Below are 14,043 nucleotides of genomic sequence, written 5' to 3' on the forward strand. Positions count from 1 at the left end.
CGCGCGGCGTCCGTCAGCCCTCGATCATGCGCCGCGCGTTGGCAGTGGCGGCGCGCGTGCTCTCCGCCAGCTTCTTCACTTCGTTCGCCACCACGGCGAAGCCCTTACCCGCGGCGCCGGCCCGAGCCGCCTCGACGGAGGCGTTGAGCGCCAGCAGGTTCGTCTGCGACGCGATGCTCGCGATCGCGTCGACCACCGTGCCCAGCCGGTCGATCAGCGCCTGGCGGTCCGCCTGCCCCTCCTCCGCCTGCGCACGATAGCGCTGGCTCTCCTCCAGCCGGCTCGCCACCTCGCGAGAGAGCCGCACCTCGTCGGTAACGTCGGTGGCGAACTTCAGGATGCCGTCGATCGTGCCCTGCGGCCCGACCAGCGGCGTGTAGGTGGCCTGCAACCAGATGTCGCGACCGTCCACGGTGAGTCGCCGGAAGCGGCCGGCACGATGGCGCCCGGCCACCAGATCATCCCAGAACAGCCGATACTCCGCCGAATGCGCCAGCTCCGGCGGGCAGAACATCGCGTGGTGACGCCCGACCACCTCGGGCAGGTGGTACCCCATCGAGACGAGGAACTGGTCGTTCGCCCAGCGTACCAGCCCCGTCGGCTCCAGCTCCACCACCAGCTGCGATCGCTCGATCGCTGTCCACAGGGGCCCGTCGCGCATCACTTACCTCAGAGTCAGTAGGCGGCGCATAGCCCAGCGACGCTTGTCACGTCGCTAGTAAAAACTAACATCGGTTATAAAAATCCGCTTGACTGAAATCGTTTGCAGCGATTACGACGGCTCGTGGATCGGGCATCCGTTCGCCCGCTGACGAAACTCGGCGGAGTGGCGGTACGTATCGCGACGCGCGCGATTGACGTTGCCCAGCGGCCGGTGGGCGGCAAGAGCCGTCCAGATGCTGAAGCGGGTGCGCTCGTTCACCTCCTCGACCAGGGCCGGATCCCAGCTGTCCTGCGCCCGCGCCCGCACGATGCCGACCCGCTGCCATGGCGCCTCCACCTCGTCCCACTCGACGGTAGGATCCTCGACCGGCTGCTTCGCCAGGTCGCGGGCGAGCTGGACGCGGAACTCCCATTCCGCATCGATCGAGCGCATCTCGTCGCGCAAACGATGGCGGATCGCGTCGCGGTCGCCCGCGGGATCGATCGTCTCGCCGGTCAGCGCGGTCATCGCCGGCGCCAGCGGCTTCAGGCTGAACTTCGCCACGTGATCGCCGTAGCGGAACGGAGTCGCGCTGAAATAGGTCTCGCCAAGCGGCTCCACGTTGGGGGCGCCGCCCAGCGTCTTCACCGCCGCGCTGTCCACACCGACCGCGGAGAGGGCGGCGTTGACGCCGCGAAGCACCGCCGACAGGGCCACCTTTGCCCCTTCCGCCCGGTCGGTGGTCTTCGCCAGCAGCTTCAGATTGCCGAGGAACGTGTCCGCCGTCCTCGCCTGGAACACGGGCGCGTTGACGAGGATGAAGTCCTGCGTGCGCCCTTCCGCCCCCGGCAGCCGCTCGCCGTCCACGTCCAGCACCTTCAGCGCCAGCCCGCGCGGCACCGATATCGCGTCGTCGAGGATGTCCCCCGGGTTGGTCGACAGCCGCATCAGCACGCGATGCTCGCCTGCTCGCGCGAACAGCCCCTGTGCCAGCTCGGGCGGCAATCCCGCGTCGATCGTCAGCGTGCCGTCGAGGATGGCGTGCGCCTTGGCATGGACCGAGCGGACGGCGTGGCCGTAATCCTCGTGCGTCCGTGTCAGGATCCGGTCGAACGTGTCGTTCAGTGCCGCCACCGTCTCCGCCTCGTCGGCGCGGACGTCCTCGATCTGGTCGTGGTAGCGGACGGGTGCGGTCACGAGGCGATCTCCTTGCATTATCAAGGATCAACCTCTGCCGCCCGGCGACGTTCCTCACACCGCGGTGCGGCCGTACTCCTGCTTGGTCACCGGGTGGCTGGACGACAGGCCGCCGTCCACCGCGATCGCCTGGCCGTTGACGTAGCTCGCGTCGTCGGAGGCGAGGAAAAGTGCGACCTTCGCCAGCTCCTCGGGCTGCGCGCCGCGGCGCAGCGGGTTGAGGCGGCCGACGCGGTCCATCTTGTTCGCGTCGCGCGCATAGTCGAAGGTCGGCTTGGTCATACCGGTTTCGGTCAGCCCCGGGCAGATCGCGTTCACGCGCACGTTGGAGCCGGACAACTGCTGGGCGGACACCATGGCGAGGTTGATGACGCCCGCCTTCGACGCCGAATAGGCCGGCGACCCCGCGCCGGAGCGGATGCCCGCGACGCTGGCCGTCAGGATGATCGCGCCGCCCCTGCCCGTCTGACCGGCCCGCTCCGCGATGCGCGGCGCGGCGTGCTTGACGGCGAGATAGGGCCCGATCAGGTTGACGCGCAGCACCTCGGTAATGAGCGACACGTCGGTGTCGAAGATGTTGGCCATCCCGCCGGAGATGCCGGCGTTGGCGAACATCACGTCCAGCCCGCCGAAGCGGTCGCAGGCGAGCGCCACTGCCTTCGCCACGTCCTCCTCGCTTCCCGCGTCGATGCGGATCGCCTCCGCGGTGCCGCCGGCGTCGCGGATCGCCTGCACCGTCGCGTCCGCGGTGTCGTTGATATCGGCGACCACCACCTTGCCCCCTTCCGCAGCGAAGAGCGTGGCCGCGGCGCGGCCGATGCCGGAGCCCGCACCGGTGACGATGATCGATCTGTCCTGAAAGCGCGCCATGTCGTTCCCTTCTCCGTTCGCCCCGAGCCTGTCGAAGGGCGTGTTCCCGGCACGTGCTTCGACAGGCCCAGCACGAACGGCGTCCCGGCCGTCAGATCGTGACGCCCCCGTCGATCACCATCGTCTGGCCAGTCATGAAGGCGCTGGCGCGGCTGGCGAGATAGACCACGGCGCCCGCGATCTCGTCGGGCTCGCCGATGCGGCGCAGCGGGGTGGTGGCGTTGCGCTGCGCCGCTGCGGCCTCATCCTCCCACAGCGCGCGCGCGAAATCGGTCTTGATGAGGCCCGGCGCGATGCAGTTCACGCGGATGCCGTGCGGCCCGTACTCGTGCGCCAGGTTGCGTGCGAGCTGCATGTCGGCGGCCTTGCTGATGCAATAGGCGCCGATCACGGTCGATCCGCGCAGGCCGCCGATCGAGCTGACGATGACGATGCTGCCCTCGTTGCGCTCCTTCATCTCCGGCGCGACCATCGTGATGAGCCAATGGTTGGAAACGATGTTGTTGTCCAGGATCTTGCGGAACTGCTCGTCCGCGATCCCCTCCTGCGGGCCGTAATAGGGGTTGGACGCGGCGTTGCAGACGAGCACGTCGATGCGGCCGAACGCCGCGCGCGTGGCATCGACCAGCGCCTGGAGCCCCGCCTTGTCGGAGATGTTCGCGGCAACCGCAATGGCGGTCCCCTCGCCGAAGCGGGCGTTGATGTCCGCCGCGGCGGCGTCGCACGCGTCCTGCTTGCGGCTGGAGATCACCACCTTCGCGCCCTGCTCCGCGCAGGCGATCGCGGAGGCCAGACCGATCCCGCGCGAGGATCCGGTGATGAGCACGACCTTCCCGGTCAGATCGAACAGCGACATCGAACTCCCTCCCTCCCGTCCTCTCACGCGCCTGCCTTCTTCGCGAAGTCCCACGCCGCGTCGACCAGGTGCGGCACGCGCGCGGCGGTCGCTTCCGCCTTGGCGTTGGACGCCGTGCCGATCAGGAAACGCTTCTTGATGCCCTGTACGATGCTGGCGAGACGGAACAGGTTGAAGGCGAAATACCAGTCGAGCTGCGGCAGACCGTCGCGCCCGGTGCGCGCGCAATAGCGCGCCACCATCTCCTCCAACGTGGGGATGCCGGTGTCCGGCCCGGTCAGCCCCATCACGCCGGACCGGCCCTCCGGCTCGGTCACCCAGCTCATCAGATAGTAGGTGAGATCCGCCGTGGGATCGCCCAGCGTGCACAATTCCCAGTCGAGCACGGCCGCCACCTGCGCCTCGGTGCCGGGCGCGAACTTCATGTTGTCGACGCGATAGTCGCCGTGGACGATCGACGTGCGGGTCTGCTCGGGCACGGTGCGCGGCAGCCACTCGATCAGCGCCTCCATCGCGGGCATGTGCTCGGTCTCGGCGCCGCGATACTGCTTGGTCCAGCGGCTGACCTGCCGCTCGAAATAGTTGCCGGGCCGACCGAAATCGGTGAGGCCGATGGCCTCGTGGTCGGTGTTGTGCAGGTCCGCCAGCGTGTCGATCATCGCGTGATAATGGTCGCGGCGCTGCTCGGGCGTCAGGTCCGGCATGGCGCCATCCCAGATCGTGCGCCCGTCCACCATCTCCATCACGTAGAAGGCGCTGCCGATGACCGCATCCTCCTCGCACAGGCCGTACTGGCGCGGGACGGGAAAGCCGGTGGGGTGGAGCGCGGCCATCACGCGATGCTCGCGATCCACCTGGTGCGCGCTGGGCAGCAGCTCGCCCATCGGCTTGCGCCGCAGCACGTAGTCGCGCCCCGGCGTCATCAGCTTGTACGTGGGGTTCGACTGGCCGCCGGCGAACTTGGCGTAGCTGAGCGGCCCCGCGAAATCGGGCACGTTGGCCTGCATCCACGCCGAGAGCCGCTCCGTATCCAGGCGGTCGCGTTCGGCGATCTCGTCCTGAAGCTCGCTCATGCGCCCATCCTCTTCACGAGAACGTGATGACGCTGCGCGTGGCGTCCCCCCTGCGCAGTTCGTCGAAGGCGTGGTTGATCTGCGCCAGCGGCAGCCGCTCGGCGATGATCGTATCGAGGTCGAGCAGCCCGCGCTGGTAGAAGTCGACCAGCCGCGGAATATCGACCGGGAAGCGGTTGTACCCCATGATCCCGCCCTGCAATCGCTTGCCGGAGAGGAGGTCCATCGCCGAAAGGCCGACCTTCTCGTTCAGCGGCATCATGCCCAGGATCGTGGCGGTGCCGCCGCGGCGTAGCACCTTCACGCTGGTGTCCGCCGACTGCGGACGGCCCACGGCCTCGATCGCGTGGTGGACGCCGCCCTTCGTCAGCTCGACCACCTCCGCCACCGCGGTCTCGCTCATCGCGTCGAACGTGTGCGTGGCGCCCAGCTTCTCGGCGATGGCGCGCTTTTCCGGCACGGGATCGAGCGCGATGATCTTGCCCGCGCCCGCGATCTTCGCCGCATTGACCGCCGCGAGGCCGATGCCGCCGCAGCCGACGACGCAGACCGTCTCGCCCGGCGAGACGTCGGTGGTGTTGAACACCGCGCCCGCGCCCGTCGTAACCGCGCAGCCGATCAGCGCGGCGCGATCGAGCGGCATGTCGCGGTCGATGGCCACGCACGCATGCTCGTGGACCAGCATCATTTCCGCATAGGCGGACAGGTTGAGCATCTGGTTGACGGGGTCGCCGTTGGCCATCCGCAGCCGCGGCGCCTCGCCCTTGCCACGGCGCACGTCGGTGCTGACGCACAGGAACATGCGGCCGGTGACGCAGAATTCGCAGTGGCCGCAGAAGGCGGAAAGACAGGTGACGACGTGGTCACCGGGCTTCACCGTGCGCACCTCGGCTCCCACCGCCTCCACCACGCCCGCGGCCTCGTGGCCGGGGATGGCGGGCAGCGGGTGCGGGTAGGTGCCGTCGACGAAGTGCAGGTCGGACCGGCACACGCCGACCGCGACCGTGCGGATCAGCACCTCGTGCGCGCCGGGAGTCGCGACGTCCACGTCGGCGATCTCCAGCGGCTGCTTCGTCTCGAACAATATCGCGGCCTTCATGCGCCTCCCCTCCCCTCGCCCGATGCGTCACCCCGGCGAACGCCGGAGTCCAGACCCAGGGGCGCCTCGCTTGCTGCCCTGGATCCCGGCCCGCGCCGGATGACGTCAATTCGCTGACTTACCGGCTGACCCCGATGTCCCCGCTCGACACTTCGGGTCCGCGGTCATTCGACGGGCGATCCACCTTCCAGTCGCCGTACTTGCCGAATTCGTTGCGGGCGATGGCGCGCGCGTGGACCTCGTCGGGACCGTCGGCCAGCCGCAGAGTGCGCTGCGACGCCCAGGCATGGGCCAGCCCGAAATCCTCCGCCACGCCCGCGCCGCCATGCGCCTGCACCGCGTCGTCCAGGATCCGCAGCGCCATGTTGGGCGCGAAGACCTTGATCATCGCGATCTCCTGCGACGCGGCCTTGTTGCCGGCGACGTCCATCGTCTGCGCCGCCTTCAGGCAGAGCAGGCGCGTCATCTCGATCTCGATGCGGGCCTGCGCAACGCGCTGCTCCCATACCGAGTGATCGGAGATGCGCTTGCCGAACGCCACGCGGCTCAAGAGGCGCTTCGCCATCTTCTCCAGTCCCACCTCGGCCGCGCCGATCGTGCGCATGCAATGGTGGATGCGGCCCGGCCCCAGCCGGCCCTGCGCGATCTCGAACCCGCGGCCCTCGCCCAGGATCACGTTCTCGACCGGGACGCGAACGTCGGTGAAGCTGACCTCGCCGTGGCCGTGCGGCGCATGGTTGTAGCCGTAGACCGACAGCATCCGCTCGATCTTGATGCCCGGCGTGTCCATCGGCACCAGCACCTGGCTCTGCTGCTGATGGCGGGACGCCTCGAAATTGGTCTTCCCCATCAGGATGCCGACCTTGCAACGCGGATCGCCCACGCCCGAGGACCACCATTTGCGGCCGTTGATGACGTAATGGTCGCCGTCGCGCACGATGCGCGTCTCGATGTTGGTCGCGTCGGAGGAGGCGACCGCGGGCTCGGTCATCAGGAAGACGGAGCGGATCTCGCCGTTCATCAGCGGCCGCAGCCACCGCTCCTTCTGCTCGCGCGTGCCGTAGCGGTGCAGCACCTCCATGTTGCCGGTATCCGGCGCGGAGCAGTTGAACACCTCGCTCGCCCAGCCGATCTTGCCCATCTCCTCGGCGCAGAGGGCATATTCCAGGTTGGTCAGCTGCGTCCCCTCGAACTCGAAGGTGTCGTCGACGTGGTGCTGGCCCGAGTGCGGCGGCATGAAGAAGTTCCACAGCCCGGCGGCACGCGCCCGCTCCTTCACCTCCTCCACCACGGGGATCACCTTCCACGGGTCGCCTTCGTGGTGCTGGCGGTGGTATTCATCCTGGCGCGGCGTCACCTCCGCGTCGATGAACGCCTTCACGCGATCCCTGAAATAGGTCTCGCGCTCGCTGAGAGTGAAATCCATCGCATCCCTCCGCCACTTCGTTTGATCCGCGTCTAGGCCATACCGCTTATTCGGTAAAGCGCCCAATTTCCGCCGCCGCGGCTACGGCACCGCGGCATGGTCGGGGAAAGAAAAAGGGACTGTTTCTTCGAAAACCCCGTGCTAGGATCGTTCGATGGGGGACCTGAGGGACGAGGCCGACACGGGCACGCGGCGTTTCCGCGAGAAGCGCGAGGCGATCCTCGCTGCCGCGGCGGAGGCGATCAACGAGCAGAGCGCGAAGGGCATGACCTTCGCCGACGTGGCTCGCCGCGTCGGGCTGAACACCACCAGCGTCACCTACTACTTCAAGCGCAAGGAAGACCTCGCCGCCGCCGCGTTCGAGCATACGCTCGACTATCTGATGGTGATGCTGGACGCGGCGATGGAGGCGTCCACCCCGGCGGAACGGGTGGAGCGGTTCCTGGCGATCAACCTGGCGCGGCTGGAGCGGATCGCCGACGGCGAGGAGCGCCCCTTCGCCGTCCTTTCCGACCTGCGCGCCATGGACGAGCCGGTACGCGCCGGGCTGATGGCCGGCTGGCGCGAGGTGTTCCGGCGCACCCGCGCGTTGTGGGGCGAGGGCAAGGGGCGCGCCGCGACCGACCTGGCGGGGGCGCGTGCGCACGTGCTGCTGGAGAATATGTTCTGGTTGCCGGTGTGGCTCCCCCGTTACGAACGGGACCAGTATCCGCGTGCCATCGCCCGGCTGACCGACATCTTCCGCCACGGCATCGCCGGCCCGGGTGCGGCCTGGTCGCCCCAGCCAATCGACCTGCCGCCCGGCGACGCGGTGCCCGGGCGCGAGGCATTCCTGCTGGCGGCGACGCGGCTCATCAACGAACTCGGCTATCGCGGCGCCAGCGTGCAGCGCATCGCCAGCGAGCTGAACGTGACGAAAGGCAGCTTCTACCACCACCTCGACGCCAAGGACGATCTCGTCGCCGCCTGCTATCGCCGCAGCTTCGACACGATCGCGGCGGCGCAGCGGCTGGCGGACGAGCGCGGCGGGACGCAGTGGCAGCGCTTGTGCGACACGGTGGCGACGCTGATCGGCGTGCAATTCTCGCAGCACGGCTCGCTGCTGCGCACCACCGCGCTGTCCGGCCTGCCGCACGGCGTGCGCCAGTCGATGGTGGACCGGTCGAACCGCATCGCGCGTCGCTTCGCCGGCACGATGTCCGACGGCATCGGCGAGGGGACGATCCGCCCGGTCGACACGCTCGTCGCCAGCCAGGCGATGATGGCGTTCCTGAACGCCGCGTTCGACATGCGGAAATGGGCATGGTCGATGCCGCCCGAGCGCGCGTCGGCGCTCTACGCCTCCACGTTGATGTTCGGCCTGTTCGACGATCGCGTGATCGACGGCTGAGCCCGGCTACACCGGCGCACCGATCACCGCGGCGCGCACGTTCATCGCCATCTGGTTCAGCGGCCCGCGTCGCTTCTCGAACTCGCGCACGGAGCAGCCCAGGAACAGGTGGCAGTCGCGCAGGAAGTGCGACCGGTCCCAATAGCCCGCCTCCTCCAGCAGCGCGGCCCCGGCGTCTGGTACGGTCAGCACCCCGCTCAGCGCGCGCAGGAAGCGGCCGCGGCGCAGCAACAGCTTGGGCGTGAACCCGAAATGAAGGCGGGTGAAGGCGGCGAGCGCGCGCTGCGACATGTCCAGCGCGTCGGCGACGCCCTCGATCCGGTCGACCGTCGCATCGCTCAGCAGGTCGTACAGCGTGACGATACGCGGGTCGATCGGCCGGCTGCGTGCCAGCCGGTCGAGCAGCCACTCCTCGAACACGGCGGCGGGATCCTCGCCCGCGTTCAGCCGCTCGCCCAGCGCGGGCAGGTACGGATCCAGCAGGGCGGCCGGCACGACGCGGTTGGCGTGGCGGGAGATATCGCCGCCGAACAGCGCGGCCCACCCCATCGGCAGCAGGCCGACGCCGACCAGGGTCCCGCCGCCGGTCTCGACGTAGCCGGCGTAGCTGCTCGGCCCGTGGAACGACGCCGTAGGGACGGGGTCGACGCGTCGGGAGCCCAGCCTCACCGACCAGGCCCCGCTTCCGGTCAGCGCGAAGCGGATGCTCGACCAGCCGGGAAACAGCGCGTCGCGCAGCACTGCGCCCGGCGGCAGCGCCACCGCGTAGCGGTGGTAGCCGGAGACGTAACCCGACAGCGCGTCGGACGCGCGCCAGTAACTGATCGGTGAACCTGCCCCCTGCTCCACACCGCCCCCCAGCGCTCAAGCGACCGGGGTTGTAATCAAAATGCTACGGGACGGAAGAGGAGGACGCGATCTTTCTCGTTCACCTATGTCTGCGCATCAACACGCCTGCGCGCCAGTAGCAGAAGATCGGCACCGGCGTTAGCAGCGCCACCGCGAACATGGCGTAGCGCAGCGATTCGGTGCCGTAGGTCGGCGCCAGCATGTCGCTGATCCTGCCGACCGCCAGCGGACCGAGGCCCAAGCCCACCAGATTGGTGAACAGCAACGCCAGCGCGGCCCACATCGCGCGCAGCCGCAGTGGCGCGAGATGCTGGATCAGCGCGTAGGTCGGCCCGATGTACGCGCCGGCGAACAGCGACGCGACGAAATAGGACGTCAGCGCCAGCGGAACGTTGTCGATGAAGTAGAAGCCGACGGCGAACGGAAAGGCGATCGTCTTCATGACGGCGATCACCCACGGCTGCGTGTGGAGCCCGTGACGCTTGGCCATCCGGTCCGCGATCGCACCGCCGACCAGCGCCGAGACCGCGCTGGTCAGCGCGGCGGGAAGCGCGATGTAATTGGCGACGTCTAGCATCGACATGCCGAGCGAGCGCTGCATGTAGCTCGGGCCCCACCCGGTCAGCGCGTAGCCGACCAGCGAGGTCAGCATGATGCCGCACACGAGATAGACCGCCGCGCCGTTGTGCAGCATCTGGAGGAAGCCGTGCCACATGCCGGGCAGCGGCTCGTCGGTCTCTTCTGCCACGCGCGCGACGTCCGACAGGCCGCGGCGCGGTTCCACCATTACGAAGCGCACGATCAGCGCCAGGACGACGCCCGGAATGCCGACGACCATCATGGCCGCGCGCCAGCCATAGGCGTGCGCGACGTTGCCGCCGATCATGATGCCCAGTCCGCCGCCCAGCAGGACGCCGAGCGAGTAGATCGCCATCGCACTGGCGCGCTTCTCCGGCGGGTAGAGGTCGGCGATGATCGACTGGCTGGGCGGCCCCGATCCCGCCTCGCCCACGCCCACGCCGATGCGGAACAGGAGGAGTTGCGTGAAGTTCTGCGCGACGCCGCACATTGCGGTCATCGCGGACCAGATCGCCAGGCTGGCGGCGATGATGTTGCGACGGTTGGTGCGGTCCGCCAGCCGCGCGATCGGCACGCCCAGCGTCGCGTAGAACAGGGCGAAGACCAGGCCCGACAGCAGGCCCAGCTGCGTGTCGGTCAGCACCAGGTCGCGCTTGATCGGCTCCAGCAGGATCGCCAGGATCTGCCGGTCCATGAAGCTGAAGAAATAGGTGAGCGTCAGCAGCGTGAGCGTCAGGCCGCGTCTGCGCAGGGCCAGCGTGTCGGCGATCTCGGGGCGGTTCAGCACCTTCGCCATAGGCGGCTCTCTCCTGCTCGTGATGATGACAGGCTAGGCCCGCCCGACGCAGCCTTCCATAACGGAACTTACGCGGCAACCCTTTGATACGAAAAGCCCTGCCCAGTCGAGGCTGAGCAGGGCCGAACGACGTACCGAACGTTCAGAACTTCTGCGACAGCGCCACCTTGGCGGTGAAGCCCAGCGGGTTGCCGGTGAACGGGTCGTAGTTCTGATCCAGCCGCGCGAACGGCGGATCGCGATCGAAGATGTTGAGCGCGGAGACCGCGATCGTCGTGCCGGTGCTGAACTGCAGGCGATAGGTGACGTCCGCGGTCTTGAACGCGCCGATCTCCTTGCCGCGCGTCACCGACGCGCCGGCGAGCGCGGCGGCGTTGGGCCCGAAGATCGCGGCGCCGCGCTGGTCGGTGTAGCCGTCGATATAGTTGAACTGGATGCGCAGCGACATGTTGTCCAGATCGCCCTGCACGTACCAATTCCCCTTCCATTGCGGAATCGGATAGGCGGTCGTCTGATAGTTGAGCTGCCCCACGCCGTCGAAGGTGGGCTGCACCACGACGCCTTCGACGGTGACGTCGCCGGTCTTGTACTCGATGACATAGGTGCCCGCGCCGCCCACCAGCAGCCGGCCCGGCCCCAGATCGCCGCGGAAGCTCGCCTGGAAATCGAGGCCGGAGGTGGACACGTCGGCGGAGTTGATGACCTGGGTGCGCAGCCGCTGGACGTTGGCGATGCCGCAGCCCGCCGCGGTGAAGGTGAAGCGCGCCTGCAGTGCGGCGAAGGCGGGGTTGCCGCAATTCGCGGTGCCGCTGGCGCCGAACAGCGCGTTGACGATGCCCTGCGTCGGCTCGCCCTCGATCGGTCCCGACAGGTCGTACTTGAAATAGTCGACGCTGGCGTTGAACCCGCCCGCCTCGACGATGACGCCGCCGTTGTACGTCGTGGCGCTCTCGGGCGCCAGATTGGGATTTCCGTTCACGTCGACCGCGCGGAACGACGTGCCGATGATCTGCAGCGCGGTCAGGTTGCCGTCCAGGTTCTGCGCCGGCGGCCCGCGGAACGTGGTGCCCGCGCCGCCGCGCACGCCCAGCCAGTCCGTGATCTGCAACTTGGCGCGCGCCTGCGGGTCGAAGGTGGAGCCGACCGAACCGCCGTAATCCTCGTACCGGGCCGACAATTGCAGGTTCAGCGCATCGACGATCGGCACCTGCAATTCGGCGAACACCGCGTAGACGTCGTCGCCGAGCCGCGCGTTGCGGTTCGTGCCCAGGAAGCCGAGCGCCCCGGTCTGCTGTGTGCAGGTGGCGGCCGGGTTCAGCGGCGTGCCGGGACACGGGAAGGACGCCAGGTTGCTGACGTCGTTGTACGTGCGCGCGTAGTTGTTCTTCCGATATTGCGCGCCGATCGCGAAGGCGAGCTCGCCGCCGGGCAGCGTGATGCCGCTGCTGCCGGAGAGCACCAAGTCGCCGACGAACAGCTTCGTGTCCGCCACCGTGCGCGTGTCCTGGAAGAAGTTGTCGAACGTCGCCACGTCGTTCACCAGCCCCGCCCCCGGCGTCAGGCTGAAGCCCGCCGGGCTGCGCGTGCCGGCGAAGTTGGGGTTCACCTGTCCGGTGACGGGGTTCACCTGGATCGCGGTGGAAAAGGGATTGTAGAAGGTGCAGCCGTTGGTGCCAGCGAGGGCGGCGACCTGCGCGGCGGTCAGCCCGGCGCGCGAGGCCGCGGAGGCATAGGCGCAATTCTGTCCGCCGAACCCCGCCAGCGCGTTCTGGAAGAGGTCGCCGAACGTGTCGGTGCCGCCGAAGTCGCGGTAATACTCGCTGTACGTGCCTCCTGCCGACAGGACGAGGCCCGGCGTCAGGTCGATCTGAAGGTCCGCGGTGAAGCGAATCGAATCGGATTGGCGCGGCGAGGTGGCGGAGCCGCGGTCGTTGCTGCCGCCGATCAGCAGCGGGTTGCCCGCGAGGAAGGCAGGACGGAACAGGACCGGGAAGGCCAGCGCCGGTGCCAGCGGCGTGCCGCCCGCGGTGAGGCAGTTCGACGCCGCGCCGTAGACCGCACAATAGTCGCGCAGCGCAGGCGCGTAGGTCGGGATCTGGAACACCCCGCCCCCGCCGCCCGCGGCGTTGGCCGAAGGGGGCAGCGTCGGCAGGTACGTCGGCGAGGTGGTGATGCGCGTCTCGCTGTGGCCGTAGAGGCCGGTCAGCGTCAGCTTGGCGTTGCTGGCGACGTCGAACGCGACCTCGACATAGGCCTGGTAGCGGTCCTCCGGCTCCACCAGATTGCCGAACTGGCCGTAATTGTTGAAGCAGCGGTCGGTGGTCGATCCCGTCACGCTGCGGAACCCGCCCACTGCGGTGCAGCCGAGGTCGGTCGTGAAGTTCAGCCCCCCGACGGTCGCGTTGAAGTCGAAATTGCCCGGGTTGCCGCCGCCGGTCCAGCCGCCCTGCGGATTGTTGGCATAGGGCTGAACGGTGAAGTCGCGGTCGGTGGTGCGAAGCTCGGAGCGGTGCTGATAGCCGAACGAGGCGAGCATGCGGAAGCCGTCGCCCGAGTGGCCGTAGCTGATCGCCCCGCCATAGTCGCCGTCCGACCCCTTGATGTAGCGATAGTCGCCCGAGGCGAGAAAACCCTGCTGGTCGTCGCGAGTGATGAAGTTGACCACGCCAGCGATGGCGTCGGAGCCGTAGGTGGCGGCGGCACCGTCCTTCAGCACCTCGATCCGCCCGATCGCGCCGGAGGGAATCAAATTGATGTCGACGATCGGGATGCCGCTGCCGGCGGACTGCACGATGCGCTTGCCGTTCAGCAGCACCAGCGTGCGCTGCGGGCCGAGGCCGCGCAGGTTGACGGAGGCGACGCCCTCGTTGCCCTGGCTGCGGCTGTCGAACTGGTTCGCGTCGCCGATGACACCGTTGGACGTCGGCAGGTTCTTCAGCAGCTCGACCGCGGTGGGCGCCCCCTGCTTGGCGAGCTCGTCGGCGGAGATCACGTCGACCGGGACCGCCGCATCCTCCGGCGTTCCGCGGATCAGCGAGCCGGTGACGATGATGTCGGGGGCACCGGGGCCCGCATCCTCGGTCGTCTGGATGGTCGCCGGATCGCCACCGATCTGTGCCCCCGCCGGGGCGGCCAGCGCGAAGGCCAGCGTCGACCCCGCGCAGGCGAGCAGAACCTTGCCCGTCATCCCTTTCTCCTCTCCTGGCGGTCGGAACGCTTCTCGGCTCCGTACCGTGGGTTCGATTTAGAACCCGATTGAGGATGA

At 68.5% G+C, this 14,043-nt stretch carries 11 protein-coding genes; 1 reads left to right on the forward strand and 10 read right to left on the reverse strand.

The genetic code is table 11. The annotated features are described in order from the left end of the window. Nucleotides 1-13: 13 nt before the first annotated feature. The 7 genes from HBH26_RS20975 to HBH26_RS02490 all read right to left on the reverse strand — a co-directional run bounded on the left by HBH26_RS20975 (nt 14) and on the right by HBH26_RS02490 (nt 7,164). A complete protein-coding gene (locus HBH26_RS20975) occupies nt 14-661 on the reverse strand; it encodes a methyl-accepting chemotaxis protein (RefSeq protein WP_168132972.1) in 648 nt (215 codons plus the stop codon). A gap of 111 nt (nt 662-772) precedes the next feature. Then, the gene (locus tag HBH26_RS02465; RefSeq protein WP_168132973.1) at nt 773-1,858 is read right to left on the reverse strand and encodes a catalase family protein; all 1,086 of its coding nucleotides are present in this window, start codon (nt 1,856-1,858) and stop codon (nt 773-775) included. A gap of 36 nt (nt 1,859-1,894) precedes the next feature. Beyond that, nucleotides 1,895-2,710 (reverse strand): SDR family NAD(P)-dependent oxidoreductase, encoded by an 816-nt coding sequence (locus HBH26_RS02470; protein WP_168132974.1) that lies wholly within the window; start codon nt 2,708-2,710, stop codon nt 1,895-1,897. A 91-nt stretch (nt 2,711-2,801) separates the two neighbouring features. Continuing rightward, the gene (locus HBH26_RS02475; protein ID WP_168132975.1) at nt 2,802-3,566 is read right to left on the reverse strand and encodes an SDR family NAD(P)-dependent oxidoreductase; all 765 of its coding nucleotides are present in this window, start codon (nt 3,564-3,566) and stop codon (nt 2,802-2,804) included. A gap of 23 nt (nt 3,567-3,589) precedes the next feature. Continuing rightward, a complete protein-coding gene (locus HBH26_RS02480; RefSeq protein WP_168132976.1) occupies nt 3,590-4,639 on the reverse strand; it encodes a phosphotransferase family protein in 1,050 nt (349 codons plus the stop codon). A gap of 13 nt (nt 4,640-4,652) precedes the next feature. Then, nucleotides 4,653-5,738 (reverse strand): Zn-dependent alcohol dehydrogenase, encoded by a 1,086-nt coding sequence (locus tag HBH26_RS02485; RefSeq protein ID WP_168132977.1) that lies wholly within the window; start codon nt 5,736-5,738, stop codon nt 4,653-4,655. 118 nt (nt 5,739-5,856) lie between these two features. Continuing rightward, on the reverse strand, nt 5,857-7,164 hold the full coding sequence (locus HBH26_RS02490) for an acyl-CoA dehydrogenase family protein (RefSeq protein WP_168132978.1): 1,308 nt from the start codon (nt 7,162-7,164) through the stop codon (nt 5,857-5,859). Nucleotides 7,165-7,318: 154 nt separating this feature from the next. Between HBH26_RS02490 and HBH26_RS02495 the strand changes: the two genes are divergently transcribed. After that, nucleotides 7,319-8,554, forward strand: a complete 1,236-nt coding sequence (locus tag HBH26_RS02495; protein ID WP_168132979.1) for a TetR/AcrR family transcriptional regulator — start codon at nt 7,319-7,321, stop codon at nt 8,552-8,554. A 6-nt stretch (nt 8,555-8,560) separates the two neighbouring features. Here HBH26_RS02495 and HBH26_RS21125 read toward each other — a convergent pair whose 3' ends face one another. The 3 genes from HBH26_RS21125 to HBH26_RS02510 all read right to left on the reverse strand — a co-directional run bounded on the left by HBH26_RS21125 (nt 8,561) and on the right by HBH26_RS02510 (nt 13,965). Then, nucleotides 8,561-9,403, reverse strand: a complete 843-nt coding sequence (locus tag HBH26_RS21125) for a helix-turn-helix domain-containing protein (protein ID WP_168132980.1) — start codon at nt 9,401-9,403, stop codon at nt 8,561-8,563. A gap of 79 nt (nt 9,404-9,482) precedes the next feature. Then, complete coding sequence (locus tag HBH26_RS02505) at nt 9,483-10,778, reverse strand: spinster family MFS transporter (RefSeq protein ID WP_168132981.1); 1,296 nt, start codon at nt 10,776-10,778, stop codon at nt 9,483-9,485. Between the two features lie 142 nt (nt 10,779-10,920). Beyond that, on the reverse strand, nt 10,921-13,965 hold the full coding sequence (locus tag HBH26_RS02510) for a TonB-dependent receptor domain-containing protein (RefSeq protein ID WP_168132982.1): 3,045 nt from the start codon (nt 13,963-13,965) through the stop codon (nt 10,921-10,923). Nucleotides 13,966-14,043 lie beyond the last annotated feature (78 nt).

Source organism: Sphingomonas corticis (assembly GCF_012035195.1).
Taxonomy (GTDB): Bacteria; Pseudomonadota; Alphaproteobacteria; order Sphingomonadales; family Sphingomonadaceae; genus Sphingomonas; species Sphingomonas corticis.